Raw genomic sequence first — 24998 nt, 5'->3', positions numbered from 1 at the left:
ATGACGCGGACGGAACCGGACGGCGGGGTGGACGACCGGCTGACGCCGGTGCTGCGGCCGGTGCGGGCGGGCAACGGTTTCGAGGAGGCGCTGGAGCAGATCCTCCAGGTCGTCCGGCTCGGCCTGGTGCCCGGCGGCGAACGGCTGCCCGCCGAGCGGGAGTTGGCGGAGCGGCTGGGGATCAGCCGGGTGACGCTGCGCGAAGTGCTGAAGGTGCTGCAGGACCAGGGCCTGGTCGAGTCCCGGCGTGGCCGGTACGGCGGAACGTTCGTGCTGCCGAGGAGCGACGCGCCCGGCGAGCACGAACTGCGGCGCCGCACCGCCGAGGTCGACGTCGAGGACGTGCTGCGCTTCCGCGAGGTGCTGGAGGTGGGCGCGGCAGGGCTGTGCGCCACGCACGGGCTCGACGACGACCGGGCCGACCGCCTGCGCGAGGCGCTTGCCCGCACGCACGACGCGCCGCTGGCCGACTACCGGCGCCTGGACACGATGCTCCACCTCACCCTCGCGGAACTGTGCGGCTCCCCGTCGCTGACGGCCCAGTACGCGGCCGTCCGCGCCTCCGTCAACGACCTCCTCGACTGCATCCCCCTCTTGGTACGGAACCTGGAGCATTCCCAGCGCCAGCACACCGCACTGGTCGAGGCGGTGCTCGACGGGGACGCGGACGGTGCGCGGGAGATCATGCGCGAGCACTGCGCGGGGACGGCGGCGCTGCTGCGGGGGTTCCTGACGTGAGCCGGATGCGGCGCGTGGGGCCTTGCTCCCCACGCCCCCGTCGCAAAGGTATGAGAGCGTTCCATTAGATCCGGTAGACCTGGTTGATCCGAGGGAGAGCAGCGTGGGCAGGCCGCTGATCGGTGTGAGTACGTATCTGGAGTCCGGGGCGCGCTGGGGTGTGTGGGAGCTGGAGGCGGCGCTGCTTCCGGCCGGTTACCCGAGGCTCGTGCAGCGCGCGGGCGGGCTCGCCGCGATGCTGCCGCCGGACGATCCGGCGCGGGCGGCCGCGACCGTCGCCCGCCTCGACGGGGTGGTTGTCGCGGGTGGCCCGGACGTCGACCCCGCTCGCTACGACGCCGAGCGCTCCCCGCGTACGGGGGCGCCCGCGCCGCAGCGTGACGCCTGGGAACTCGCCCTGGTCCAGGCCGCGTTGGCCTCGCGCACGCCGCTCCTCGGCATCTGCCGGGGTATGCAGCTTCTGAACGTCGCCCTGGGCGGCACGCTGGTTCAGCACATCGACGGGCATGTGAAGGACGTCGCGGTCTTCGGGCACCACGAGGTGTCGCCCGTGCCGGGCAGCCTCTACGCCGGTGTCGTGCCCGAGTCGTGCGCCGTGCCCACGTACCACCATCAGGCGGTGGATCGTCTCGGCGAGGGACTGGTCGCCTCGGCGCACGCGGCGGACGGGACCGTGGAGGCGATCGAGCTTCCCGGCTCCGCCTGGGTGTTGGGGGTTCAGTGGCACCCGGAGATGGGCGAGGATCTGCGGGTCATGCGCGCACTGGTCCGCGCCGCTGCCTGAGCAACCCGGCGTGGGCGCGGGGCTGGAGGGGTTTTCGCCCCCGCCGCCCCTACCCATTCCCGTACCTGGGGGCTACGCCCCCAGACCCCCGCTAAAAGATTGCGCACCACACCCCGGCGCTACGCCCCGCGTGTCAGCGACAGGAGGTCGCGGGCCGGGCCCGTGGGGCGATGACCCGTCGGCCAGACCGCGCGGAGGGCGCGGTCGAGTCGGACGTCGGCCAGTGGGATGGTCACCAGGCGATGGGCCGAGAGCTCCTCGCCGAGGGCCAGCTCGCTGAGGACGGCGGGTCCGGCACCGCTGACCACGGACGCCTTGACCGCCGTGGTCGAGGAGAGCTCGATGAGCGGGCGGGCGAGACCGCCGAGCGCCGTGTCGAGGACTTGGCGCGTGCCCGACCCCTCCTCGCGAAGGATGAGCGGCGTAGCCGCGAGCTCCGCGGCGGACAGGGGCGAGCGGCGACGCGCCCACGGGTGCCCGGGCGCCGTCACGACGATCAGCCGGTCGTGGGCGATGGTCGCCGAGTCCAGGCCCGTCGGAACCGAGAGGCCCTCGACGAAGCCGAGATCCGCCTCGCCGGCGAGAAGTCGTTCCGCGACGGCGGCGGAGTTCCCGGCGAGGAGCGACACCGCCGTGTCGGGCCGCTGCGCGCGCAGCGCGATCAGCCAGCCCGGGAGCAGATACTCGGCGATCGTCATGCTCGCCGCCACCCGGAGCCGCGAATCCCGACGGTCCCGCAGCGCCTGCGCCCCCGCGTCGAACGCCTCGGCCGCCTCCACCACCCGCCTCGCCCAGTCCGTGACGAGCGCTCCCGCGTCGGTGAGCCGGGACCCGCGCGGTGAGCGGTCGACGAGCGCCACCCCGAGCTGCCGCTCCATGGAGCGGATACGGCTGCTGGCCGCCGGCTGGGTGATCCCGAGCTCGCGTGCGGCCCGCCCCAGACTCCCCAGGCGTGCCACGGCCAGCAACAACTCCAGCGCGCCCAGATCCGGCACCCGGTGCGCGATCCCGATCCCGATCGCGACCGGCTCCTCGCCCCTGCTCCCGACCGGGCCCGTTCCAGCCGGTCCTGTCACGACCGACTCTGTTCCGGTCTCCCCTGCCACCTCTTCCGCCTTACTCATAAACCCAGCTTATGCCCTCATAGAACCATGCTCCCTGGTGGGCAGCGCACCACCGCGCGACCGTGGACACATGGTCACCGCAGCCCAGCCCCTCACCCTCCGCAAGGCGGGTACCTCCCGCACGACGGGAACCCCCCGCGCCGCCGCCGTCCGGCACCTCGGACCGAACTGGTACGCCTCAGTGATGGGCACCGCGATAGTGGCGACGGCGGGCGCCGGGCTTCCCGGGCACGTATCGGGTCTGCGGATCGCCTGCACGGCCGTATGGGCGCTCTCGCTGGCGATGCTCCTGGCCCTGCTCGCCGCCCGCACGCTGCACTGGGCGTACCACCGCGACCAGGCCCGCGCGCACCTTCTAGATCCGGCGATGGCCCCCTTCTACGGCTGCCTCTCGATGGCTCTGCTGGCGGTCGGCGGCGGCGCCCTGGTCGTCGGCCAGGACTGGATCGGGACACGAACGGCGGTCGCTCTGGACTTCGTCCTGTTCGGCGCCGGCACCGCGATCGGGCTCGTCGCCGCCGTGGCCGTTCCGTACCTCATGGTCGTCCGCCAGCGCATCGAGCCCGGCCAGGCCAGCCCCGTATGGCTGCTCCCCCTCGTCGCCCCCATGGTCTCCGCCGCCCTCGGCCCCCTGCTCGTCCCCCATCTCCCTGCCGGGCAGCCGCGGGAGACCCTGCTGCTCGCCTGTGTCGCGATGTTCGGGCTGAGCCTGCTCGCCGTCCTCGTGATGATGCCGATGATCTTCGCGCGGCTCATCACCACGGGTCCGCTGCCGCTCGCGCTCACGCCGGCCCTGTTCCTCGTGCTCGGCCCGCTGGGCCAGTCGACCACCGCCGTCGGCAAGTTCGCGGACTTCGCACCCGGCGTGGTGCGCGCGCCGTACGAGCAGGGCTTCGGCACCCTCGCGGTGCTCTACGGCGTCCCCGTGATGGGCTTCGCCCTGCTGTGGCTGGGACTGTCCACCGCGATGGTGCTGCGGGCCCGCCGCCGGGGCATGGGCTTCGCGATGACCTGGTGGGCGTTCACGTTCCCGGTGGGGACCTGCGTCACCGGCGCCGAGGCGCTGGCCCGGCACACAGGGCTTGTCGCCTTCGAGGTGCTCGCGGTCGCCCTGTACGTCCTGCTCGTGGCCGCCTGGTCCGTGGCCACCGTCCGCACGGCTCGCGGTCTGCTCAGCGGCGAGCTGCTCGCAGCACCTTCGCGAATGTAGCCTCTTGCGGCTGCCTTCCCATGCCTTTGCCGCGTGGACTGGCGTGGCTGGGGTTCGTCCTTCGCTGGGTCTTCCAGCGATGTGCGGATCGTAGTGAGGTTGCCTCGGCGGTGGGCGGTGTCGGGGTGGTTGGGGCCGAGCGCGGCGGGTGTTACCCCTTGATCGTGGACATCCTGATCGTTGGACCGTGAGGATCCGAAGGACAGGAGTTCCCGTTGGGGACGTCGAAGTACTCGCCTGAGTTCCAGGCGGATGCCGTCGCGCTGTACCACGCCAGTCCGGGTGGGACGTATGCGTCGGTGGCCAAGGACCTGGGTGTCAACCACGAGACGCTCCGCACGTGGGTGCGGGATCCGAGCAGGCGGCCCAGCCCGGGGCGGGGCGAGGCCACCACGATGGAGAAGGAGAACCGGCAGCTGCGGGCGCGGGTGGAAGAACTCGAGCTCGAGCGGGAGATCCTGCGGAGAGCCGCGAAGTATTGTGCGGGCGAGACCAGCTGGTGAGCCGTTTCCAGTTCGTTGACGATCATCGTGGCGCCTGCGGTGTCAAGCGGCTCTGCCGGATCCTGACTGTCTCCCGGTCCGGGTTCTACCGGTGGCTGGCCGGCGCGGACGCACGGGCCGAGCGGGCCCGGGCCGATGCCGAGCTCGCCGGGCGCATCACCGATGTCCACGCCGAGTCCGACGGCACCTACGGGGCTCCACGCGTGACAGCCGAGCTCCGTGACGAGGGCGAGCGGGTCAACCACAAACGGGTGGCACGCGTCATGGGAGTTCGCCCAGGTCTGCGCGGACCTGCGCACCTCGCTGGTCACCGACGCGCTCAAGGCCGCGGCCGCCGTCCGGGGCGCTGCGGCTCCTGCGGCTCCTGCGGCTCCTGCGGCTCCTGCGCGACGGTCGGCCCGGCCGAACCCGCGAAGGCCTGCTGGAGCTCACAGTTGGGCAGTGTGACGCGTCACAGACAACACGGCGCCGCTGTGGGAACTTCAAGTGCCCTTCTTGCCAGCCGAGTTACTCAAAATCCGAGAGTGAGGTCCGGCCGGCCGCACGGATTGCGTCGCTCGTCCCGTGTGTGCGTAAGAGGCGGAACCGCGGGCCGGCGAGGGAACCGACGAGAGGGGCGGCCCGCTTGTGGAGAGGATCGAATGCGCTCTTTGGAAGCCCTGACGCTTGATCAGGTAGTCGACACGGCTCGCTATCCCCTGTCGGAACTCGCGAGCGCCCGGGGACAGGCCGTGGTTTCCCGTGCCCGGCGCGACCTGTTGACTCTCGGCTGCACCGTGCTGCCGGACTTCATCCGCCCGTCGCTGCGCGATGTGCTGCGGCAGGAGTGCTCGGCCATCGCCCCCCGGGCGCACCACGACGTCGAGACGGTGAACGTCTACAACATCGCAGTGGACTCGGCGCTGCCGGAGGACCATCCGGGCCGGAAGACCTTCGAGCGGGGTAACGCGTTCGTCGCGCGGGACCGCATCCCCGCGGACTCCCTCATCAGCCGGCTCTACTCCAACATGGTGTTCCGGCACTTCATCGCCCGCTGCTTCGAACTGCCAGAGCTGCACGAGCTGGCGGACCCGCTCTCCGGGCTGGTTCTCAACGTCATCGCGCCGGGCATGGAGCACCCCTGGCACTTCGACACCAACGAGTTCACCGTGAGCATGCTCACCCAGCAGGCGCAGGCCGGCGGCGTCTTCGAGTACTGCCCGAACATTCGGACCGCGCAGGACGAGAATTTCGACGACGTCCGGGACGTAGTGGACGGCCACGGCGAGCGGTTGACCCGGCGCCTCCCCCTGCAACCGGGTGACCTGCAGTTGTTCAAAGGGCGCTACTCGCTGCACCGAGTGAGCCCGGTGCGCGGCGAGGTCGCGCGCCACTCCGCGATATTCGCCTACAGCGAGCGCCCCGGCGTCATCGGGAGCGTGGAACGAACCCGGCAGCTCTTCGGCCGGGTGCTGCCCGAGCACCTGGCGGCCGAGGGCCGGGCGGTCCGCGGCGACCGGCTCCTGGACTAGCGGGCGGCGAGAACGCGTAGTCGCCGTAGGCCGTTTCCCCCTGCGCGATCCCACGGAGGAGTAAGCCCTGTGCGTTTCGACGTGACCGGAAAAGTCTCACTCGACCACATCTACGACCAGCCCGATCCGCGAACCTATTTCAGGGTGCTGCGCCCGCTCGACTACGGCGTTCCGCAGCAGGCCAAGCCCTACTTCGCCAAGATCATCACGGAGTACCGGGAGTCCCAGCACGTCGCGGTACCGAAGGTGCTGGACATCGGCTGCTCGTACGGAATCAACGCCGCCCTGCTGAAGTACGACGCGACCATGGACGAGCTGTACGCGCGCTACGGCGACGAGGAGCGTGCGGGTGAGAGCCGCGAGGCTTTGCTGGCCCGCGACCGGGAGCTGGCTCGGTCACGCCAACCCCCGCAAGCGATCCGCTTCGTCGGCCTCGACACCTCCGGCAGCGCGCTGTCCTACGCTCTTGAGGCCGGGTTCCTCGACGACGTGGTGCACGCCGACCTGGAGGAGCACGAGCCCACACCGCAACAGCGCGCCCAGCTCTCGGGTACGGACCTGGTGATCTCGACGGGCTGCGTCGGCTACGTCACCGAGCGGACGCTCACGCGAGTCGTCCGGGCGCAGGGCATCCGCCGGCCCTGGATGGCGCACTTCGTGCTGCGGATGTTCCCGTTCGACTCCGTCGAGCGCGCGTTGGCGAGTCTGGGCTACCGGACCGTCCGCGTCGACGAGGTGTTCAGACAGCGGCGGTTCGCCTCCCCGCAGGAGCAGGCGCTCGTGCTCGACAGCATGTCGGCCGCAGGGGTGGATCCGCGGGGCCTGGAGGCGGAAGGCTGGCTGTACGCACAGCTCTACCTTTCCCGTCCGTACGACATCACAGGTACCAACGATCCGAATCGAGAACAGAGTTGAAGACCAGTCAGGATGCGTCAGGCAACGCGACCTTCGCCCAGGAGGACAGCCTCCCGCGCGTGCCGCTGCCTACGCTGGATGCGAGCTGCGAGAGGTTTCTCGCCTGGTGTACGCCGCTGCTGGCCACCGACGAGCGGTCGGCGACCGAGGCGGAGGTTGCCGCCTTTCTCCGACCCGGTGGCCCCGGCCGGGTGCTGCATGCCGCGCTGGAGGAATACGACGCCACGGAGGGCGTGCACAGCTGGCTCGACACCTTCTGGCCGTACCGATACCTGGGCCGCCGGGACCGGATCGCGCTCAACGCCAACTTCTTCTTCCTGTTCCAGGACTCCGACCAGGCGCAGGTGGAGCGGGCGGCCGGGCTCGTCGCCGGGGCCCTCAACTACAAGCGGCAGCTCGATCAGGGGCTGATTCCACCGGTGGTGCAGCGCGGAGCACCTCAGTCGATGGTGCAGAACAAGTTTCTGTTCTCCACCACGCGTATCCCCGGCGTGCAGCAGGACACCGTCCGCGCCCCCTACACCGAGGAGTGGCCGGGACCGTCCGAGGCCCGGCACGTCGTGGTGTTCTTCCGGGGCGGCATGTTCCGGCTGGACGTGCTGGGTCCGGACGGTGTCCCGCACAGCCTGGATGACATCGAGGCGGGGCTGCGCGCCGTGATGAAGGCCCACCCGGCCGGCGCGGACACCTCGGTGGGCCACCTCACGACCATGGCCCGCGCGGAGTGGGCGGCCGCCCGGGAGTCCCTTCTCGCCTGCCACCCCCGCAACGCCGACGCCCTTGACGATGTCGAGACCGCGCTGTTCTGCGTCGCTCTGGAGGACTTCGCTCCCGCGGACGTCCAGGACGCCTGTGACCAGCTGCTGTACGGCGACCGCGGCAACCGCTGGTTCGACAAGGCCGTGTCCTTCGTCGTCTTCGCCGACGGACGGGCGGGCATCAACGTCGAACACTGCGAGTTGGACGGGACCACGATCCTCACCTTCACCGACGCCCTGCTCAACACCCCGGCCGAGGAGCAGTCGCGGCAGTCCGGAGCCCGCTCCCAGGGGCTGCCGGCGCTGGAGCCGATCGTGTTCGAACTGGACGACGCGCTGCGGGACCAGGCGCGCTCCGCCGCCGACGCGTTCGCGGCCTACGGGGAGAACACCGCGACCAGCACATTGTCGTTCGCGGACTTCGGCAGCAGCACGGCCAAGGTGTTGGGGGTCTCGCCGGACGCGTTCGTCCAGGCCGCTTACCAGCTCGCCCACCAGCGCGCCAAGGGGCACCTGGGCGCCACGTACGAGTCGATCGCCACCCGGCAGTACCGGCACGGGCGGACCGAGGCGATGCGCGTCGTCACCACCGAGATGGTGGCTTTCGTGGCGGCGATGGAGGACCCGGCAGCGGACGCGGACGCCCGCCGCGCCGCGTTTCGGGCAGCCACCGAGGCCCATGTGGCGCGCGCGAAGGCGTGCCAGGCCGGGCAGGTGCCGGAGCAGCACCTGTGGGAGCTGGAGCTGATCCAGCGCCGGCGGGGGGCCGAGCTCGGGGTGACCGAGCAGCCCGCGCTGTACCGGACGCCGGGCTGGTTGACCATGCGGGACGACTACCTGAGCACGAGCTCCGCGCCGTCCGTCAATATCCAGTACTTCGGCTTCGGGTCGACCAGCAGCCAGTGCATCGGTGTCGCCTATGTGCTGCTTCCCGAGCGGTTCAACCTCTACCTGAGCACGCCGTTGGCGGTCGCCGCGCAGATGCGGACGTTCGCCGACCGGCTCCGGGAGGCGATGGACGAACTCCGGGAGCTGCTGGCGCCCGAGCGGCCTGAGGACTGAACGGACCCCGCCGCCGGACCGGAACTCCCGGTCGGGGACCACGGTCCGGCGGCCCGGAACCTCAACCAGTGTCCGCTCGACCGCCCGACACCCTGCCGCCGGCTTCCGCCCCAAATCAGGCACCATACCGGCTCGCCCCTAGAGCACCTCCGCAACAAGGGCAGCGAGGGCACTCCCCCGTCGCATGGATTGCCTGCCCGCTATCCGAGGCCCCCTGCTCACGCCCTGATTCTTGACTCACGGAAACTGGATATCCCGGAACCGTTCGCCGGCTACAGAGACGACCGGAACGCGTGACTAGAGATCGACCAAATGCCCGGAAGTGCTGGCGCGGATCTGACCCCCAGGCGTTGGGGGTCGTGGTCGACTAAAGAAGCGCGTTTCACCCCGACTCCGATTGCCGTGGGCTTGGTCGCAGCGCCTCGCTGAGCAGACGGGGCGCCTGCGCCAACGAAGGCCCGTACCACGTCAGTTGGCGACCGTCGACCAATGCGCAGGGCACGCCCTCGAAGGCCTCGGGCCCGTCGTCGGCGGTGAAGCGGTACGGCTCGTCGGGCAGGACCACCAGATCCGGGTCCGCCGCCCTGAGCTCGGGGAGCGGGATGCGGGGGTAGCGGTCCTCGTGGCGCGCGTACACGTTGTCCACGCCCAGCCGGGCCAGCACGTCCCCGGCGAAGGTGTCCCGGCCGAGGACCATCCAGGGCCGCCGCCAGATCGGCACGATCGCGGTCGTACGGCGGTCGGGAGCGGGCAGCTCGGCCCACGCCGTCTCCGCCTCGTCGAGCCAGCGCGGCCGGTTCGCCGCCCCGCACGCGCGCAGCACCCGCTCCAGTGCGCGGAAGGCACCCGGCACATCCCGCACCTCGGTCACCAGTACGTCGATGCCTGCCTGACGCAAGGCGGTCAGGTCGGGCTCGCGGTTCTCCTCCTCGTTGGCGACGACCAGGTCGGGGGCGAGCTGCACGATCCTGTCGACCTGGGGATTCTTGGTGCCCCCGATCCGTACTACATCGAGATCCGCGGGATGGCTGCACCAGTCCGTCGCGCCGACCAGGGCACCGGGTACGGAGACGGCCACCGCCTCCGTGAGCGAGGGCACGAGCGACACCACGCGAGGCAGGGAACGCGTCATGGCCGTACACCCCAAGTCGTGATCAGTGGATAGGAGTTGACGGTGAAGTCGGGGTCGTCCAGGAGGCGCAGACATTGCTCCAGCTGCTCCTCCGTCAGGCCCTCCTCGACCAGTCGGCCGCCCAGCTGGCGGATGTTGACCTGGTGCAACCGGGTGCCCGGTGAGCCGCCGCGCCAGGATTCCGCGTACGTGGCGGACGCCACGTCGCTCAGACCGGCCCGGCGCAGCGCCGCGTACGCCTGCGCGCCCCAGCGCATGTCGGCACCGGCCGCCGTGATGATGCCCATCACCGCCCCGTGCGTCTTCTCGAACAGTTCGGCCGACCCGGGCGAGGGGGACGCGAGCACCGGGGTCCAGCCGCAGTCGAACTCGTCCAGGACCAGCAGGCCTCCTGGGCGCAACGCCCGCACCAGCCGGTCCAGGGCCGCCCTGCGGTCGGGCACGTGCGGCAGCACGAACCGGGCGTGGATCAGATCGAAGCCGCCCTCCGGCAGCTCTTCCGCGCCGATGTCGTGCCGTACGACGCGCAGGTTGGCGCGCCCGGGCAGGCCGTCCATCCAGCGCGGTTCGATGTCGGTGACGAGGACGGAACCCGTCGGGCCGACCCGGTCGGCGAGCCAGACGGCGACCGAGCCGCCGCCTCCGCCCAGCTCCAGGCAGCGCATTCCGGGACCGACGCCCAGGTCGGCGAGGCGGGCGAAGGAAACCGGGTCGTAGCAGCTCTCCAGGGCGTCGAAGCGCCCGCCGGCGTGTTCGGAGGTGTCGTCGAAGGCGTAACCGGAGGTGCCGGACATGGCGTCAGTATCGCAGTGCGGGCCGGCACCGATCCGCCACGGACGGGTCAGCGCCACCCAAAGGTGTACTGGCCTCAACGGAACGCCTTGTACCGCCCAAGGGTGTACCGGCTCTCAGAGGTACCTGCCTCCGCGGAGTGATCAGCGCTTGCCGAAGCCGTGCCGGTCCTCGACCGCGTCGATGTGGTCGGCGACCTCGACGACGATCACCCGGGTGTCCGGCACGGTCGCCCGCCACCGATGGCGCACACCGCCCGTCAGATACAGCGTGTCGCCGCGTCCGAGGCGATGGGCGCGGCCCTCCGCCTCGACCTCGACGGCGCCGTCGGCGACGTACATCAACTTGTCGTTGCGGTGCTGGAGTTCGCGCCCCTCGTCGTGGTCGCCGGTGAACTCGGTGGCGTGCAACTGGTGGTGACCGCGCACCAGGGGGCGCACCCGGGCCTCGGGGATGAAATCCACGCCGTCCGCGCGCACCACGTCGACGCTGCACGCCGGGTCGGCGGCGGCGAGCAGTTCGACCGCGGTGGTGCCGAGCGCGTCGGCGACTCTTTCCAGGGAGCTCTTGCTGGGCCGGGCCCGCTCGTTCTCGACCTGGCTGAGAAAGGGGACCGACAGGCCGCTGCGCTCGGCCACGACGGCGAGGGTGAGCTGCAGTGCCCGGCGCCGCCGCCGGACGGCGGCGCCCACCCGAAGGGGCTGTTCTTTGTGGTCGCCCATCGCTCCGGCTCCCTCCCTTGCGTCGTCGGTCCGCTGAATCTTCGGTTTCTTCGGTCCACTGCTTCTGATGAGTTGTTTGCACCCTACGCATGTTCGGCAAACCGTTTCATGCACCCGTCACATCGCTGACACATCGAAGGAGCGTGAGGGTCACAGTTCTCGCCAATGCGCGAACCGTCCCGACTCCCCGGGCGCCGCCCCCTCGCGCGGCACGAAAAGGCTGACCAGCAGGGCCGGGTGCCCGTCCGGATCGGTGAGCAGCGTCGCCGACGGGTGGGCGAGGGCCCGGCTGTCGCCACGGGTGCGCAGGGTCAGCCGGTCGGGCCCGGCGTGCCAGGTCGTGAAGTCCTTCAGTGTGGCGCGGAGTTGGCCGTCCGTGTCGCGCTCGGCCCGGTAGTGGCCGGTGAGTTCGACCGTTCCGTCGTGCACGGAGGCGATGTCCGGCGTGCCCTGGGCGCAGCGCGAGAGGGTGCGCGGGGCGTCGTACACATGGGCGGCGTCGCCGGACAGAAGGGCGCCGAGATCGGCGTAGCCGCGTACCGCGATGTGGTTGTCCGGATCCTTCTCGTACGCCAGGACCCAGCCACCGGAGTCGTCGGGCGCGAGTGCGGGCCGGCCGGGAACCATCAGATGATCCGGGGCGCGCCGGTGTGTCCTGCTCACCGCCCAGGAACGGCGGATTTCGCTCCACGGGGCGCGCTTCTCACGCCTGCGTGGGGGGTCGGTCCCGAGACCGACCGCCCACGCACGGGTGGTCCTACTGCGGAGTCATCCGCTCCACCATGTCCGGGTGTTTCTTCAGCCACGCGGCGACGGCGTCCTCCTCGTGCCCCTGGCCGCGCTGCTTGATCTCGCTCTCCAGGCTGCCGAGTTCGGACTCGCTCATCCTGAAGTTCTTGATCCACTTGGTGAGCTGCGGATACTGCTCGGGGAACTTCTTGCTGGAGATGGTCCGGATCGTGTTGCCCTCGCCGAACAGCTTCTTGTCGTCCGCGAGCTTGGTGAGCTGGTACTCGCTGTAGGCCCAGTGCGGGGACCACAGGACGACGGCGACCGGCTGCTTCTTGGCGTAAGCGCGCTTCAGCTCGGCCAGCATCGCGGGCGTGGAGCCGTCGACGACCTTGTACTCCTTGTCCAGGCCGTAGCCGGGAAGCACCTTCGTCTTGAGGAGGTTCATCTCGCCGGTGCCCGGCTCGATTCCGATGATCTTCCCACCGAAGGTGCCGGCCTTGCCCTTGAGGTCGGCGAGGGATTTGACGTCCTTCACGTACGAGGGCACGGCGATCTCCAGGGAGGTCGGCTGGTACCAAGTGCCAAGATCTCTCAGGTCGTTCTTGTGCTGGTCCCAGTAGTTCGCCTGGGCGTACGGCAGCCACGCGTCGAAGTTGAGGTCGAGGTCACCGGAGGCCAGACCCGTGTAGACGGGGCCGACGTCCATCTGCTTCAGGTTCAGCGTGTAGCCGCGCCGGGCCAGGACGTTCTTCCACAGGTAGGTGACGGCGACGTCCTCGTCCCAGGGGAACCAGGCGACGTCCAGCGCGCGCTTCGCCTCGGCCGGGGCGGCGGCCGCGGAACTCTCGACCGGGGCCAGCTTGTCGACGACGCCGGGGTTCTTCTTCAGCCAGGCGCGCACGGCGTCCTGCTGCTTGCCCTTGCCGGCCTTGTTGATCTCCGCCTCAAGGCTGGTGAGCTGCTGCTCGGTCATCTTGAAGTCCTTGAGCCACTTCCCGACGACCGGGTTGTCCTGGGCGAAGCCCTTGCGGGAGAGCGTGTGCACTCCGTCGCCCTTGCCCCAGGCGCCCTTCGGGTCCTTGAGCTTCTTCAGCTTGTAGTCGCTGTACGCCCAGTGCGGCGACCACAGGGTGACGACGACGGGCTCCTGCTTGGCGTACGCGCGCTTCAGTTCGGCCAGCATCGCGGGCGTCGAGCTGTCGACGACCTTGTACTCCTTGTCGAGGCCGTACGCCCCCAGCACCTTGCTCTTGAGCAGGCTCATCATTCCGGCGCTGGACTCGATGCCGGTGATCTTGCCGCCGAAGGTGCCGGACTTGCCCTTGAGGTCGTCCAGGGAGTTGACGTCCTTCATGTACGAGGGGACGGTCAGCTCCAGGGACGTCGGGCCGTACCAGGAGCCCAGGTCGTCGAGCTGCTTGCCGTACTTCTTCCAGTACTGCTCGTGCGTGGTCGGCAGCCAGGAGTCCGTCTCGAAGTCGATGTCGCCCTGGGCGAGGGAGGTGTAGAGCGGGCCCGCGTCGAGCTGCTTGGTGTCGACCTGGAAGCCTCGCTGCTCCAGGATCTCCTTCCAGAGGAAGGTGGAGGCGACGCCCTCGTCCCAGGGGATGTAGCCGATGGTGACCTTCTTGCCCTGGCCGACGTTCTCGCCGTCGGCCGCGGTGGACTCTCCGGTGGCGGAGCCGAAGATGCCCATCCCGCCGGCGACCAGGGCGAGCACGACCACGCCGACCATGGCCACGACGGGCCTGGGGCGGTAGGACCAGATCTTCAGGCCCTGCGCGGCGCGCAGCTTGGCGGCGGCGCGGCGGCCGAGCGGCGAGACCTGGGTCCCGAGGGCGCTGGTCATGCGGTCCAGGTAGATCGCCAGGATGACGATGGCGACGCCGGCCTCGGAGCCCAGGCCGACGTTCAGCTGGCCGAGGGCCTCGTTCACGTCGCCGCCGAGGCCGCCGGCGCCGACCATGCCCGCGATGGCCGCCATGGACAGGCCCAGCATGATGACCTGGTTGACACCGGCCATGACGGTGGGCAGAGCCAGCGGCAGCTGGATGCGCAGCAGGGTGCTGCGGGGTGTGGTGCCGAACGCGTCGGCGGCCTCGACGAGTTCCTTGTCGACCTGCCGGATGCCCAGCTCCGTCATGCGGACGCCGGGGGCCAGCGCGAAGATCAGGGTGGCCACGATGCCGGCGGGGGCGCCGGTGCCGAAGAACAGGATCGCCGGGATGAGGTAGATCATCGCGGGCAACGTCTGCATGAAGTCGAGCACCGGGCGGACGATGCCGCTGACCCGGTCGGAGCGCGCCGCCCAGATGCCCACGGGGACGGAGACGACGAGCGCGATGAGCGTCGCCACGAGGACCAGCGACAGGGTGTCCATCGCGTCCGCCCACAGTTCGAGGGAGTCGATGAAGGCGAATCCCACGAAGGCGAGGACACCGGCGGAGGTGCCGCGCAGCCAGAACGCGATGACGGCGAGGATGCCCGCGAGGAGGAGCGGTTCAGGGGCCTGGAGGACGGCGTTGATGCCGTCGTAGGCGCCCAGGAAGACGGTCTTGAAGAAGTCGAAGAGCCACGCCATGTGGTTCAGCAGCCAGTCGACCGCGTCGTTGACCCAGTCGCCGAAGGGGATCCTAGGCACCGGCCTTCACCGCCTCGTCACGCTGGTCGCGCGGGCTGGCGCAGCCTTCCGGGGTGCCCTGCTCGTCACCGAGGAAGCCGACGAGCCGCTGACGCGGGACGACTCCGACGAGCTTTTGGGTCTTGTCGAGCACCGCGACCGGGTGCGACAGGCGGGCGCTGAGGGCGCACAGGTCCACGAAGGACGTGTTGGGCGTGGCGGTCGCGCAGGAGCAGTCGGCCTCGTCTCCGCGTACGTCCGTGTCCATGACGGCGCCGGCGGTCAGTACACGGGAGCGGTCGACGTCCTGGGTGAAGGAGGCGACGTAGTCGTTGGCCGGGCGGACCAGGATGTCCTCGGCGCTGCCGATCTGCACGATGCGGCCGTCGCGCATGACGGCGATGCGATCGCCCAGACGCATCGCCTCGTTGAGGTCGTGCGTGATGAAGACGATGGTCTTCTTGAGCTTCTTCTGAAGCTCGATCAGCTGGTCCTGCATGTCCCGGCGGATCAGCGGGTCGAGCGCGCTGAAGGACTCGTCCATCAGCAGCAGATCGGCGTCGGTGGCGAGCGCGCGGGCCAGGCCCACGCGCTGCTGCATTCCACCGGACAGTTCGTCGGGCCAGGACTTCTCCCAGCCCGCGAGCCCGGCCAGTTCGAGTGCCTTGGTGGCGCGTTCCTTGCGCTCGGCGCTCGGCACGCCCTGGACCTCCAGGCCGTACGCGGCGTTCTCCAGGACGCTGCGGTGCGGGAAGAGCGCGAAGTGCTGGAAGACCATGCTGATCTTCTTCGAGCGGACCTCGCGCAGTTCACGGGCGCTGAGCGCGGTCAGATCCTGGCCGTCGAAGCGCACCTGTCCGGCGGTCGGCTCCAGTAGTCCGTTGAGCATCCGCAACAGCGTGGACTTGCCGGATCCGGACAGGCCCATGACGACGAAGATCTGGCCCGGCTCCACCGTGAAGGAGGCGTCGATCACCGCGGCGGTGGTGCCGTCGGCGCGCAGTTCCTCACGGTCGGCTCCCTGCCGGAGCCGGTCCACCGCCTGTTCCGGTCGTCTCCCGAACACCTTGTACAGATGCTCGGCCTCTAGCCTGGCTGACACGTGTGCCTCTCGTTGGACGCTTGGACAGAGGCGAACGGTTGAATGAACAACGGGATTCGCCCCGGTGCCGCGCCTGCCCCTGCTTACGCGGAGCAAACACAAGAGTGGTCGAGGTCACTGTCCGTGGCGTACGTCGTGGTCTGTGGCGTAAGAGACGGTCACTGTCAGTGGCGTACGGCATGATGCGAAACGTGACCCGACGCCTGATGCTCCTCGACACCGCCTCGCTGTATTTCCGCGCCTACTTCGGCGTGCCGGATTCCGTGAAGGCCCCGGACGGCACACCTGTGAACGCCGTGCGCGGGCTGCTGGAATTCATCGACCGCCTGGTCAAGGACCACCACCCCGACGACCTGGTGGCCTGCATGGACGCGGACTGGCGTCCGCAGTGGCGGGTCGACCTGATCCCCTCCTACAAGGCGCACCGGGTGGCCGAGGAGCACGAGGTGGGTCCGGACGAGGAGGAGGTGCCGGACACGCTCTCGCCGCAGGTGCCGATCATCGAGGACGTCCTGGACGCGCTCGGCATCGCGCGCGTGGGGGTCGAGGGATACGAGGCGGACGATGTGATCGGCACGTTCACCGGGCGGGCCACGGGCCCGGTCGACATCGTCACCGGCGACCGCGACCTCCACCAACTCGTGGACGACAAGCGGGGGGTGCGCGTCCTGTATCCCCTCAAGGGCGTCGGCACCCTCCAGCTCACCGATGAGGCCTGGCTGCGCGAGAAGTACGGCGTGGACGGCCCGGGTTACGCGGATCTGGCGCTGCTGCGCGGCGACCCGAGCGACGGTCTGCCCGGCGTGCCCGGCATCGGCGAGAAGACGGCCGCCAAGTTGCTCGCCGAATTCGGCGACCTGGCCGGAATCATGGCCGCGGTCGACGATCCGAAGGCCAAGCTGACTCCTTCCCAGCGCAAGCGCCTCGACGAGTCGCGGCCGTACGTCGCGGTCGCGCCCAAGGTCGTCAAGGTTGCCGGTGACGTCCCCCTGCCGGACGTGGACCCGGCACTGCCGCACGCGCCGCGCGATCCGGCCGCGTTGGACGAACTCGCCGTACGCTGGGGCTTGGGCGGCTCGCTGCAGCGGTTGCTCGCGACCTTGCAGACATAGTTGCTCTCGACCCTGCAGACATAGCTGAACTCTTCAGGCACAGGCAGTACCGCTGCACGCATAGGTCGCGCAGAGCGAGGGGTGCTAACTTAGGTAAGCCTAAGCATGTAATCCTGGAGGTTGTCATGGCAGAGCGCCCGGCACGCAAGCCCCGGAAGCCCCACTCCGCGCAGGTGGTGCGGACCGAGCGACTGACCCCGCACATGCAGCGGGTCGTGCTGGGCGGCGACGGCCTGGCCGAATTCACCGCGGGCAGCAGCACCGACCACTATGTGAAGCTGTTGTTCGGCGCCGAGGGTGTCACCTATCCCGAACCCTTCGACATGCAGCGCATTCGCGAGGAGTTCCCGCGTGACCAGTGGCCCGTGACACGGACGTACACCGTGCGTGCCTGGCACCCCGAGGTGCGCGAGTTGACTTTGGACTTCGTGATTCACGGCGACGAGGGTCTGGCCGGTCCGTGGGCCGCCCGGGTCCAGCCGGGCGAGGTCGTACGGTTCATGGGCCCCGGTGGTGCGTACGCGCCCGACGCGAGCGCCGACTGGCATCTGCTGGCCGGTGACGAGAGCGCGCTGCCCGCGATCGCGGCCGCCCTGGAGGCGCTGCCCGACGGCGCGGTGGCCCATGCCTTCGTCGAGGTCTCCGGCCCCGAGGAGGAGCAGAAGATCGACTCCGACGTGGACGTCGTCTGGCTGCGCCGCGGGGACCGGCCCCTCGGCGAGGCCCTGGTCGAGGCCGTACGCGCCCTCGCGTTCCCCGAGGGCCGGGTGCACGCGTTCGTGCACGGCGAGGCCGGCTTCGTGAAGGAGCTGCGCCAACTGCTGCGAGTCGAGCGCGAGATCCCGCGCGAGGACCTGTCGATCTCCGGCTACTGGCGCCTCGGGCACAACGAGGACGGCTGGCAGGCGACGAAGCGGGATTGGAACGCGCAGGTGGAGGCAGAGCAGGAGGCGTCCGTGTAAGCGCTCGGAGACACGAGTGACAGGAGGCGGCCACCTGCTCGGTGACCGCCTCCTGTCAACGGCCCGGTGGCCGTCTCCTGGTCAACCGCCTGGTGACCGCCTCCTCGTCGACCGCCCCGTAGCCGCCTCGTGATCAACCGCCTTACACCGACCGCTGGTACGACCGGAACGTACGGATCGACAGCCACACCGCCGCCATCGCGAGAGCGAGCAGCGCGCCGCCCCGGCTGAAGACGTCACCCCAGTCGGGGTGGGCGGACAGCGCCGAACGGCCCGCCACCATCGCCCAGTTGAGCGGGTTGAAGTCGGCGATGTGCCGCATCCAGCCGGGCATCTGGGACGGGGCCATGAAGGCCGAGGACAGGAACGTCAGCGGCAGCAGCAGGAAGGTGTTGATGCCGATGATGGACTCCCGCTCCCGGACCAGCATGCCCAACGCGTTGGAGAGCGCCCCGAAGATCGTGCCGAGCAGCACCGAGGCGACGATCAGGATCGCGACCCCGCCGATCCCGCCCGGGTAATCGGCGCCGCCGAGCTGTCCGAGCAGCACGATGATGACCGACTGCAACGCGGTGACCAGGCCGTTGTTGACGACATTGCCATTCATCAGGGCCACCCGGCTGACGGGCGTGGTCAGGAACCGGTCGAGCGTGCCCCGCTGGATCTCGTCGAGCGTGGTCATGCCCGCCCACATGTTGGAGCTGAGCGCGCTCATCACGACGACGCCGGGCACGAGGTAGTCGAGATACGAGGTGGTGCCGAAGCCGCCGATCTCGACGACCTTCTTGAAGAGGTTGCCGAACAGGAACAGCCAGACCACCGGCTGGATCAGGGTGATCAGCATGAACGCGGGCTGCCGTACGAACACCATGAGTTGACGCTGGGTCATGTACCAGGTCTGGGAGACGGCGGTACTCATCGGGCACCTCCGGTGAGGACAAGGCTGTCGGCGCCTTCCGCTTCGGCCTCGGAGTAACGGCGGCCCGCATAGCGGAGATAGACGTCGTCGAGTGAGGGGCGGGCCACGGTGGCAGCGACGACGCCGACCCCGGCGCGCTCGAGCGCCCCGAGCAGAGCGGGCACCGCGGAGGCCCCGTCGTCGGCGCGGACGCTGATGCGGCGACCGTCGAACAGTGCCTCGTGCACGCCGGGCAGCCGGGTGAGGGCGCCAGCCAGCAGCGTACGACCGGCTTCGCCGACCGCGTCGCGCAGCTCCAAGTGGACGGCGTCGCCGCGGAGTTCGCCCTTGAGGGCATCCGGCGTGCCCTCGACCACGACACGGCCGCGGTCGACGATCGCGATGCGCTCGGCGAGCCGGTCCGCCTCTTCGAGGTAGTGCGTGGTGAGCAGGATCGTCAGGCCCTCGTCGCCGGCGAGGCGGGCGATCTCGTCCCACATCGCGGTGCGCGCCTCGGGGTCGAGACCGGTGGTCGGCTCGTCGAGGAAGAGCACCTCGGGGCGGTGGACCAGGCCGAGCGCCACGTCCAGGCGTCGGCGCATGCCCCCGGAGTAGCCCTTGACCTGGCGCTTCGCGGCGCCGGCGAGCTCGAAGCGGTCCAGCAGCCCGTCCACCCGGCGGTTCAGTCCGGCGCCCTTCAATCCGTAGAGCCTGCCCTGGAGTTGGAGGTTTTCCCGGCCGGTCGCCACCGGGTCGGCGCCCGAGCTCTGGGCGACCACGCCGATCGCGCGGCGCACCCGGTCCGGGTGACGCAGCACGTCGTGGCCCGCGACGGTGGCGGTGCCCGAATCGGGGCGGGCCAGGGTGGTGAGGATCTTGACGGTAGTGGACTTGCCGGCGCCGTTCGGACCGAGCAGTCCGAAGACGGTGCCTGGCTCGACGGTGACGTCCATGCCGCTGAGCGCGGTGACGTCACCGGGGTAGGTCTTGATCAGCTGACGCGCCTCGACCGCGGGCGCACGGGTACTCATGACGACTGCTCTCCTGTGTGAGCGGTGATCTCGGGCAGGGCCGAACCGATCCGCGTGAAGAGCGCCGGGCTATCCTGGGTGTGCCGCACCTCGATCGCCTGGAACTGCCTCACGGCGGGTTCAGTTCGGGGTTCGAGACCCTGGCGGGGCTGCTGCAACAGCTCTGCCGGGGTCTTTCTCTGTTCGGCTACGGTCTCTCGACGTCGCCGTCCTCCAGATTCCGGTATTCCTCGGGGACCTCCCCCGTCTCGTTGAAGGTCCGCCACTCCTTGACTCCGGGAAACGTGCCCGCGGCGACCTCCGCCAGGAAGCCGCGGACCCACGCGGCCTCCGCCTCGATCATGTGCAGCTTGAACTCGGACTCGATCAGGAAGAGCCGGGGCAGCGTCTCGTAGAGCTTCTCCATGCCGCCGCGCAGGCTCGCGGCCCGCACCTCCAGCATGTTGAGCCGCTCCGCCAGCAGGCGGGCCACCTCGTCGGGGTGGAGCACGCCCATCAGTGAGAGCGCGGCCTCGAAGATCGGATACTCCTGCGCCGGGACGGCGAGCAGGTCCGACAGCCACTCCGTGGCCTCTTCACGTCCGGTGTCCGTGATGCCGTAGAGGGTGCGCTCGGGGCGGTTGCCCTGCCGCTGCACCTCGGCGACTTCGACGAAACCGTGCTTCTCCAAGTTCTGGACGACGGTGTAGAGCGAGCCGTAGTTGATCTTCAGGCTGGCATCCTTGCCGCGCCGGCGCAGGGTCTGGGCGATCTCGTACGGGTGCATCGACCGCTCGGTGAGCAGCACCATGACCGCGAGTGCCAGCGGATTGCTCAGCTTCCGGCGCTTCGTCGCCACGATGACCTCACCTCGCCCCCGAATATCCGTGGCCGAACATATCGCGTATCCGAAGCGAGAGTCAATACACACGATGTATCGCGTCCGAGCGGAGATGGCAAGGGCGTGAGGACTTAGGCCCGCCGTCGACATGGCCGCGTCACGCGAGCGAAACAGGGTCTCCCTAATTTCTGTCACCCGACAGGAATCCCGTTCGGATCCGACGCAGATCCCGCCCACCCTTCCGCGCCGAAGGCAGGTGCCGCCGTGACCACCACCGCCCCCTCCGACGTACGCCCCGACCCGCCGGAGTCCTCCGGCGAGCGCTCCCTGGCAGAGTTCGGCTACCGCCAGGAGCTGCACCGCAGCCTCGGCCGGTACGCCTCGTTCGCCGCCGGGTTCTCCTTCATCTCCGTCCTCACGACCGTCTTCCAGTTCTTCGCCTTCGGGTACGCGTTCGGCGGCCCGGTCTTCTTCTGGACCTGGCCGGCCGTGCTGGTGGGCCAGTTGATGGTCGCCGCGTGCTTCGCGGAGCTGGCCGCGCGCTATCCGCTCTCGGGCGCGATCTACCAGTGGTCGTCCCGTCTGTCGAACCTCTCATTCGGCTGGTTCGCCGGGTGGATCATGGTGATCGGGCAGATCGTGGTGGTCGCGGCGGCGGCGTTGGCACTGCAGATGGTGCTGCCGGCGATCTGGTCCGGCTTCCAGCTGGTGGGCGGCGATCCGGCGCCGACGAGTCCCGACGGGGCGGCCAACGCGGCCGTGCTCGGCGTGATTCTGCTGGTCCTGACCACACTCGTGAATGTCGTCGACAACCGTGTGATGTCCGTGATCAACCGGATCGGCGTCACCGCCGAGATCATCGGCGCGGTCCTGATCATCGTGCTGCTGCTCACGCACTCCGAGCGCTCCCCCGGCATCACCTTCCACACCGGCGAGGGCAGCACCGGCCTCTTCGGGGCACTGATGGTGGGGTCGTTCATGGCCGCGTACGTGATGATCGGCTTCGACAGCGCCGGCGAGATGAGCGAGGAGACCCACAGCCCGCGCCGTACCGCGCCCCGTACGATCCTCACCGCGCTCGGCGCGGCGGGCCTGCTCGGCGGGCTGATCGTCCTCGGCGGACTGCTGGCAGCGCCCAGCCTCACGGACGGGCACCTGGGTGTCGACGGCCTGAGCTACGTCCTGACCAGCAGCCTCGGTGACGGGGTCGGGCGTGCGCTGCTCGCCGATGTGGTCGTGGCCATCGCGGTGGCGACGCTGGCGATCCAGACGGCCGCCTGCCGCATGCTCTTCTCGATGGCCCGCGACAACCAGCTCCCCTTCTCCCGCCGCCTCGCCAAGGTCAACCCGCGCACCGGTATGCCGAGCGCGCCCGCCCTGGTCGTCGGCATCCTCTCCGCCGCCCTGCTGCTCCTCAACTTCGCCTCCCCGGACGCGTTCCTGGCGATCGGCACCACCTGCATCGTGATGCTGTACCTGGCGTACGCGATGGTGACCGGGCCGCTGCTGGTGCGCCGCCTGCGCGGCGAGTTCCCCGGCGCGGACGGCGTCGACGAGGAGGGCCGTCCGCTCTTCTCCCTCGGCCGCTGGGGCGTCCCGGTCAACGCGCTCGCCCTCCTCTACGGCCTCTTCATGACCGTCAATCTCGCCTGGCCCCGCGCCGCGGTGTACGACCCGGCGGGCGGGCACTGGTACTTCCAGTGGTTCACCCTGCTCTTCCTCGGCGTGACGCTGGTCGCGGGCGCGGGGTACCGGGCGTACCGGGCGCGGGCGACGGTGGCGGAGGCACCTGCGTACGCCTGACAGGGACCGGGCCTCGTACGCTTGACCAGGTGAGACGCAAGCCCCGGATCCCGCCCTCCCCCCTGCCGCAGCGCCACGGGGTCGATCCCGTGCGGATCAAGCTGCCGCAGGGCGGGGCCTGGGCCACCGTGCGCGAGCATCTGCTGGAGCGGCTCGCGGCGGGGGCCGGGGTGATCGACCGGATGATCGGCGAGGGGCTGATCGTCGGGGAGGACGGGCGGCCGCTGAGCGCCGACGCGGCGTATGTGCCGGGGATGTTCGTGTGGTTCCACCGGGAGCTGCCGGACGAGGAGCGGGTGCCGTTCGCGCTCGACGTCGTGTACCGCGACGAGCACATCGTCGTGGCGGACAAGCCGCACTTCCTCGCCACCACCCCGCGCGGCAGCCATGTCGCGGAGACCGCCCTCGCCCGGCTGCGGCGGGAGCTGGACCTCCCGACGCTGGGCGCCGCGCACCGCCTGGACCGACTCACCGCCGGACTCGTGCTGTTCACCGTGCGGCCCGAGGAACGCGGTGCGTACCAGTCGCTGTTCCGCGACAAGCTCGTCGGCAAGGAGTACGAGGCCGTGGCCGCGTACGACGCGGAGCTGGACCTGCCGCGTACCATCCGCAGCCGGATCGTGAAGGAGCGCGGGGTGCTGGCCGCCCGGGAGGTGACGGGCGAGCCCAACGCGGTCAGCCGGGTCGAGCTGCGCGAGCACCGCGACGGAGTGGGGCGTTACCGGCTGACGCCCAGCACCGGGCAGACCCATCAACTCCGGGTGCACATGAACGCGTTGGGCTTGCCCATCCTCGGCGATCCGCTCTACCCGGTGGTGACGGGCCCCGTGCCGGCCGGCGACTTCCGGCGCCCGCTGCAACTGCTGGCGCGGGTACTGGAGTTCACCGATCCGGTCACGGGGCATGCGCACCGGTTCGTCAGCGCACGGGAGTTGGAGGCCTGGGCCTCGTACGACGAGTGGGCTTCCCGCGACGCGTAGGCACCCTCTGACCGCTGGCGCTCTCCGACGCGTAGGCCCCCTCTGACACGCAGGCACTCTCCGCCGGTAGGCATCCCATGACGCGTATGCGCCGCACGCGCGCCGGGGCCGCGACGGGTCCCACCGCAGGCCGCGACAGATCCCACCGAAGGCCGCGACAGATCCCGCCGCAGGGGCCCGCGGCCCTCTCCGCCCAGCCTCTCAGTAACCGCGCCACCAGCGCAGGAAGCGCTGCCAGGCGCCGAGGCGGCGGGCGGGCTCCGGTGTCGACGCGGGCTGGGGGGCCACCGGCTGCGGTGCGGGCGCGACCGGCTCGGCCTTCTCCGTCGTGACCTGCCAGTTCGGCCGCTGGCGCGGCACCGCGTTGACGGCGGGACGCTGCATCACGTCCTGCGGTGGCTTCGGCGCGAACCGCACGGGCATCTCCACCAGGTGGCGCGACGACAGCGACGCCCGCCAGCGCAACTCGCTCTCCGCACAGTCGAGTTCGACATCCGGCAGGCGCAACAGCAGCGCGTCGACGCCGACATCGGCGATGGCACGGCCGATGTCCTGACCGGGGCACTCGTGCGGGCCGCCGCCGAAGGCGAGGTGGGAGCGGTTGCCCTGCATGTTGGCGGCGAGGTCGGGTCGGACCCGCGGATCGACGTTGCCCGGCGCGATCGCGAAGAGCAGTCCGTCACCCTTGCGGATGCGCCGACCGCCCAACTCCGTTTCCTGCTTGGCGAAGTAGCCGAGGACGGCGCTGAACGGCGGCTCGTCCCACAGGGACTGCTCGACCGCCTCGGGGACCGTCATCTGGCCGCCGTTCAGCTGCGCGCGGAAGCGCGGGTCGGTGAGCACCATGCGCAGCACGTTGGCGATGAGGTTGGCCGTGGCCTCGTACGCGGCGAGCAGGACGAGGCGCAGATGCTGGGCGACCTCGTCGTCGGTGAGCCCGGCCGGGTGGTTGATGAGGTGGCTGGTGAAGTCGTCCTCCGGCCTGGCGCGGCGCCGGGTGGTGAGCTGCATCAGCACACCCATGACGTACTCGTTGCTGGCGATCGCGGTCTCGGTGCCCTTGAGCAGGTCGCGGGTGGCGTGCACCATGCGGTCGTTGTAGTCCTCGGGCATGCCGAGGATCTCGCAGAGCACGGCCATGGGCAGGTGCTCGGCGAACTGGCCGACCAGGTCGGCCTTGCCGATCTCGCAGATCTGATTGACGAGGCGCTGCGTCGAGCGGTTGATGTGGCGCCGCAGGCTGCGGAAGTCGATGGTCGTCATGGCGCCGGTGACCGCCCCGCGCAGCCGCAGATGTTCGTCGCCCTCGGCGTGCGAGCAGATGGGCTGCCAGGCGATGAGGGGCATCAGCGGGTTGTCGGGCGCCACCGTGCCGTCCTGGACCGCGGTCCACAGGCGGCTGTCGCGCGCGAAGTGCGAGGGGGTGCTCACCATGTGCAGGTTCTCGCCGTGGCCGAGCACCACCCAGATCGGCACGTCTTCATGGAGCAGCACGGGCGCCACGGCGCCGTGTTCGGCACGGAGTTTCTCGTACAGGGCTCCCAGGTCCTCCGCCTCGGGTCCGTACAGGCGGTGCAGTCCGCCGGGACCGAGGCCGTGGGCGGGGCAGCCGGGTGGCGGGCCGAGCGTGGGGTCGTCCGTACCGGTCGGGGAGTGGGATTCAGGCGTCACGGTGATCGCTCCGAAA

At 70.1% G+C, this 24998-nt stretch carries 21 protein-coding genes and 1 pseudogene; 11 read left to right on the top strand and 11 right to left on the bottom strand.

The features are described 5' to 3' along the window. Together ACZ4RZ_RS14925 and ACZ4RZ_RS14920 are read left to right on the top strand one after the other, a co-directional pair. Nucleotides 1-738, top strand: coding sequence for a FadR/GntR family transcriptional regulator (locus tag ACZ4RZ_RS14925; RefSeq protein ID WP_467744730.1), 738 nt, complete (start codon nucleotides 1-3; stop codon nucleotides 736-738). 103 nt (nucleotides 739-841) lie between these two features. Beyond that, a complete protein-coding gene (locus tag ACZ4RZ_RS14920) occupies nucleotides 842-1522 on the top strand; it encodes a gamma-glutamyl-gamma-aminobutyrate hydrolase family protein (protein WP_467744729.1) in 681 nt (226 codons plus the stop codon). A 119-nt stretch (nucleotides 1523-1641) separates the two neighbouring features. Here ACZ4RZ_RS14920 and ACZ4RZ_RS14915 read toward each other — a convergent pair whose 3' ends face one another. Further along, the gene (locus ACZ4RZ_RS14915; RefSeq protein WP_467744728.1) at nucleotides 1642-2646 is read right to left on the bottom strand and encodes a LysR family transcriptional regulator; all 1005 of its coding nucleotides are present in this window, start codon (nucleotides 2644-2646) and stop codon (nucleotides 1642-1644) included. A gap of 70 nt (nucleotides 2647-2716) precedes the next feature. On the opposite strand from ACZ4RZ_RS14915, the gene ACZ4RZ_RS14910 reads away from it, so the two are divergent. The 5 genes and pseudogenes from ACZ4RZ_RS14910 to ACZ4RZ_RS14890 all read left to right on the top strand — a co-directional run bounded on the left by ACZ4RZ_RS14910 (nucleotide 2717) and on the right by ACZ4RZ_RS14890 (nucleotide 8605). Continuing rightward, nucleotides 2717-3856, top strand: coding sequence for a TDT family transporter (locus ACZ4RZ_RS14910; protein WP_467744727.1), 1140 nt, complete (start codon nucleotides 2717-2719; stop codon nucleotides 3854-3856). 215 nt (nucleotides 3857-4071) lie between these two features. Continuing rightward, nucleotides 4072-4625, top strand: a pseudogene (locus ACZ4RZ_RS14905) (transposase); the annotation flags it as partial. Between the two features lie 375 nt (nucleotides 4626-5000). Next, the gene (locus ACZ4RZ_RS14900; RefSeq protein WP_467745059.1) at nucleotides 5001-5870 is read left to right on the top strand and encodes a HalD/BesD family halogenase; all 870 of its coding nucleotides are present in this window, start codon (nucleotides 5001-5003) and stop codon (nucleotides 5868-5870) included. A gap of 69 nt (nucleotides 5871-5939) precedes the next feature. Next, nucleotides 5940-6785 carry a class I SAM-dependent methyltransferase gene (locus tag ACZ4RZ_RS14895; RefSeq protein ID WP_467744725.1) on the top strand — a complete coding sequence of 282 codons (846 nt, stop codon included), beginning with the start codon at nucleotides 5940-5942 and terminating at the stop codon, nucleotides 6783-6785. Nucleotides 6786-6844: 59 nt separating this feature from the next. Next, complete coding sequence (locus ACZ4RZ_RS14890) at nucleotides 6845-8605, top strand: choline/carnitine O-acyltransferase (RefSeq protein ID WP_467744723.1); 1761 nt, start codon at nucleotides 6845-6847, stop codon at nucleotides 8603-8605. A gap of 382 nt (nucleotides 8606-8987) precedes the next feature. Here ACZ4RZ_RS14890 and ACZ4RZ_RS14885 read toward each other — a convergent pair whose 3' ends face one another. The 6 genes from ACZ4RZ_RS14885 to ACZ4RZ_RS14860 all read right to left on the bottom strand — a co-directional run bounded on the left by ACZ4RZ_RS14885 (nucleotide 8988) and on the right by ACZ4RZ_RS14860 (nucleotide 15705). Next, nucleotides 8988-9737 carry a helical backbone metal receptor gene (locus ACZ4RZ_RS14885; RefSeq protein ID WP_467744721.1) on the bottom strand — a complete coding sequence of 250 codons (750 nt, stop codon included), beginning with the start codon at nucleotides 9735-9737 and terminating at the stop codon, nucleotides 8988-8990. After that, on the bottom strand, nucleotides 9734-10531 hold the full coding sequence (locus ACZ4RZ_RS14880) for a class I SAM-dependent methyltransferase (protein ID WP_467744720.1): 798 nt from the start codon (nucleotides 10529-10531) through the stop codon (nucleotides 9734-9736). Before ACZ4RZ_RS14880 ends, ACZ4RZ_RS14885 begins: the two co-directional genes overlap by 4 nt. A gap of 141 nt (nucleotides 10532-10672) precedes the next feature. Further along, complete coding sequence (locus tag ACZ4RZ_RS14875) at nucleotides 10673-11251, bottom strand: helix-turn-helix domain-containing protein (protein ID WP_467744718.1); 579 nt, start codon at nucleotides 11249-11251, stop codon at nucleotides 10673-10675. A gap of 150 nt (nucleotides 11252-11401) precedes the next feature. After that, a complete protein-coding gene (locus tag ACZ4RZ_RS14870) occupies nucleotides 11402-11914 on the bottom strand; it encodes a hypothetical protein (protein ID WP_467744716.1) in 513 nt (170 codons plus the stop codon). Between the two features lie 94 nt (nucleotides 11915-12008). After that, nucleotides 12009-14624, bottom strand: coding sequence for an ABC transporter permease/substrate binding protein (locus tag ACZ4RZ_RS14865; protein ID WP_467744714.1), 2616 nt, complete (start codon nucleotides 14622-14624; stop codon nucleotides 12009-12011). Continuing rightward, the gene (locus tag ACZ4RZ_RS14860; RefSeq protein ID WP_467744712.1) at nucleotides 14617-15705 is read right to left on the bottom strand and encodes a quaternary amine ABC transporter ATP-binding protein; all 1089 of its coding nucleotides are present in this window, start codon (nucleotides 15703-15705) and stop codon (nucleotides 14617-14619) included. The genes ACZ4RZ_RS14865 and ACZ4RZ_RS14860 overlap by 8 nt, the downstream gene beginning before the upstream one ends. A 182-nt stretch (nucleotides 15706-15887) precedes the next feature. Here ACZ4RZ_RS14860 and ACZ4RZ_RS14855 point away from each other — a divergent pair, with 182 nt between their 5' ends. Both ACZ4RZ_RS14855 and ACZ4RZ_RS14850 read left to right on the top strand, forming a co-directional pair. Further along, nucleotides 15888-16817 carry a 5'-3' exonuclease gene (locus ACZ4RZ_RS14855; RefSeq protein ID WP_467745057.1) on the top strand — a complete coding sequence of 310 codons (930 nt, stop codon included), beginning with the start codon at nucleotides 15888-15890 and terminating at the stop codon, nucleotides 16815-16817. A 125-nt stretch (nucleotides 16818-16942) separates the two neighbouring features. Beyond that, complete coding sequence (locus ACZ4RZ_RS14850; RefSeq protein ID WP_467744710.1) at nucleotides 16943-17779, top strand: siderophore-interacting protein; 837 nt, start codon at nucleotides 16943-16945, stop codon at nucleotides 17777-17779. A gap of 142 nt (nucleotides 17780-17921) precedes the next feature. Here ACZ4RZ_RS14850 and ACZ4RZ_RS14845 read toward each other — a convergent pair whose 3' ends face one another. The 3 genes from ACZ4RZ_RS14845 to ACZ4RZ_RS14835 form a co-directional block, all read right to left on the bottom strand. Further along, nucleotides 17922-18698, bottom strand: coding sequence for an ABC transporter permease (locus ACZ4RZ_RS14845; RefSeq protein ID WP_467744708.1), 777 nt, complete (start codon nucleotides 18696-18698; stop codon nucleotides 17922-17924). Then, nucleotides 18695-19708, bottom strand: coding sequence for an ATP-binding cassette domain-containing protein (locus ACZ4RZ_RS14840; protein ID WP_467744706.1), 1014 nt, complete (start codon nucleotides 19706-19708; stop codon nucleotides 18695-18697). Before ACZ4RZ_RS14840 ends, ACZ4RZ_RS14845 begins: the two co-directional genes overlap by 4 nt. A gap of 187 nt (nucleotides 19709-19895) precedes the next feature. After that, on the bottom strand, nucleotides 19896-20546 hold the full coding sequence (locus ACZ4RZ_RS14835) for a PadR family transcriptional regulator (RefSeq protein WP_467744705.1): 651 nt from the start codon (nucleotides 20544-20546) through the stop codon (nucleotides 19896-19898). Between the two features lie 246 nt (nucleotides 20547-20792). Here ACZ4RZ_RS14835 and ACZ4RZ_RS14830 point away from each other — a divergent pair, with 246 nt between their 5' ends. Together ACZ4RZ_RS14830 and ACZ4RZ_RS14825 are read left to right on the top strand one after the other, a co-directional pair. Next, nucleotides 20793-22331 carry an amino acid permease gene (locus tag ACZ4RZ_RS14830; protein ID WP_467744703.1) on the top strand — a complete coding sequence of 513 codons (1539 nt, stop codon included), beginning with the start codon at nucleotides 20793-20795 and terminating at the stop codon, nucleotides 22329-22331. 29 nt (nucleotides 22332-22360) lie between these two features. Next, a complete protein-coding gene (locus tag ACZ4RZ_RS14825; RefSeq protein WP_467744701.1) occupies nucleotides 22361-23311 on the top strand; it encodes an RluA family pseudouridine synthase in 951 nt (316 codons plus the stop codon). Between the two features lie 201 nt (nucleotides 23312-23512). Here the strand turns inward: ACZ4RZ_RS14825 and ACZ4RZ_RS14820 are convergent, their stop codons facing one another. Continuing rightward, complete coding sequence (locus tag ACZ4RZ_RS14820) at nucleotides 23513-24982, bottom strand: cytochrome P450 (RefSeq protein ID WP_467744699.1); 1470 nt, start codon at nucleotides 24980-24982, stop codon at nucleotides 23513-23515. Between the last annotated feature and the right edge of the window lie 16 nt (nucleotides 24983-24998).

It is taken from the genome of Streptomyces sp. NPDC027189, from assembly GCF_055566975.1.
This window is presented reverse-complemented; position numbering and strand designations above follow the sequence as displayed.

Bases quoted from the DNA above. Each gene is read 5' to 3' on its own strand.
- ACZ4RZ_RS14925 (WP_467744730.1), top strand. From the start codon at position 1: ATGACGCGGACGGAACCGGACGGCGGGGTGGACGACCGGCTGACGCCG.
- ACZ4RZ_RS14915 (WP_467744728.1), bottom strand. From the start codon at position 2,646: ATGAGTAAGGCGGAAGAGGTGGCAGGGGAGACCGGAACAGAGTCGGTC.
- ACZ4RZ_RS14910 (WP_467744727.1), top strand. From the start codon at position 2,717: ATGGTCACCGCAGCCCAGCCCCTCACCCTCCGCAAGGCGGGTACCTCC.
- ACZ4RZ_RS14900 (WP_467745059.1), top strand. From the start codon at position 5,001: ATGCGCTCTTTGGAAGCCCTGACGCTTGATCAGGTAGTCGACACGGCT.
- ACZ4RZ_RS14885 (WP_467744721.1), bottom strand. From the start codon at position 9,737: ATGACGCGTTCCCTGCCTCGCGTGGTGTCGCTCGTGCCCTCGCTCACG.
- ACZ4RZ_RS14880 (WP_467744720.1), bottom strand. From the start codon at position 10,531: ATGTCCGGCACCTCCGGTTACGCCTTCGACGACACCTCCGAACACGCC.
- ACZ4RZ_RS14875 (WP_467744718.1), bottom strand. From the start codon at position 11,251: ATGGGCGACCACAAAGAACAGCCCCTTCGGGTGGGCGCCGCCGTCCGG.
- ACZ4RZ_RS14855 (WP_467745057.1), top strand. From the start codon at position 15,888: ATGCGAAACGTGACCCGACGCCTGATGCTCCTCGACACCGCCTCGCTG.
- ACZ4RZ_RS14850 (WP_467744710.1), top strand. From the start codon at position 16,943: ATGGCAGAGCGCCCGGCACGCAAGCCCCGGAAGCCCCACTCCGCGCAG.
- ACZ4RZ_RS14845 (WP_467744708.1), bottom strand. From the start codon at position 18,698: ATGAGTACCGCCGTCTCCCAGACCTGGTACATGACCCAGCGTCAACTC.
- ACZ4RZ_RS14840 (WP_467744706.1), bottom strand. From the start codon at position 19,708: ATGAGTACCCGTGCGCCCGCGGTCGAGGCGCGTCAGCTGATCAAGACC.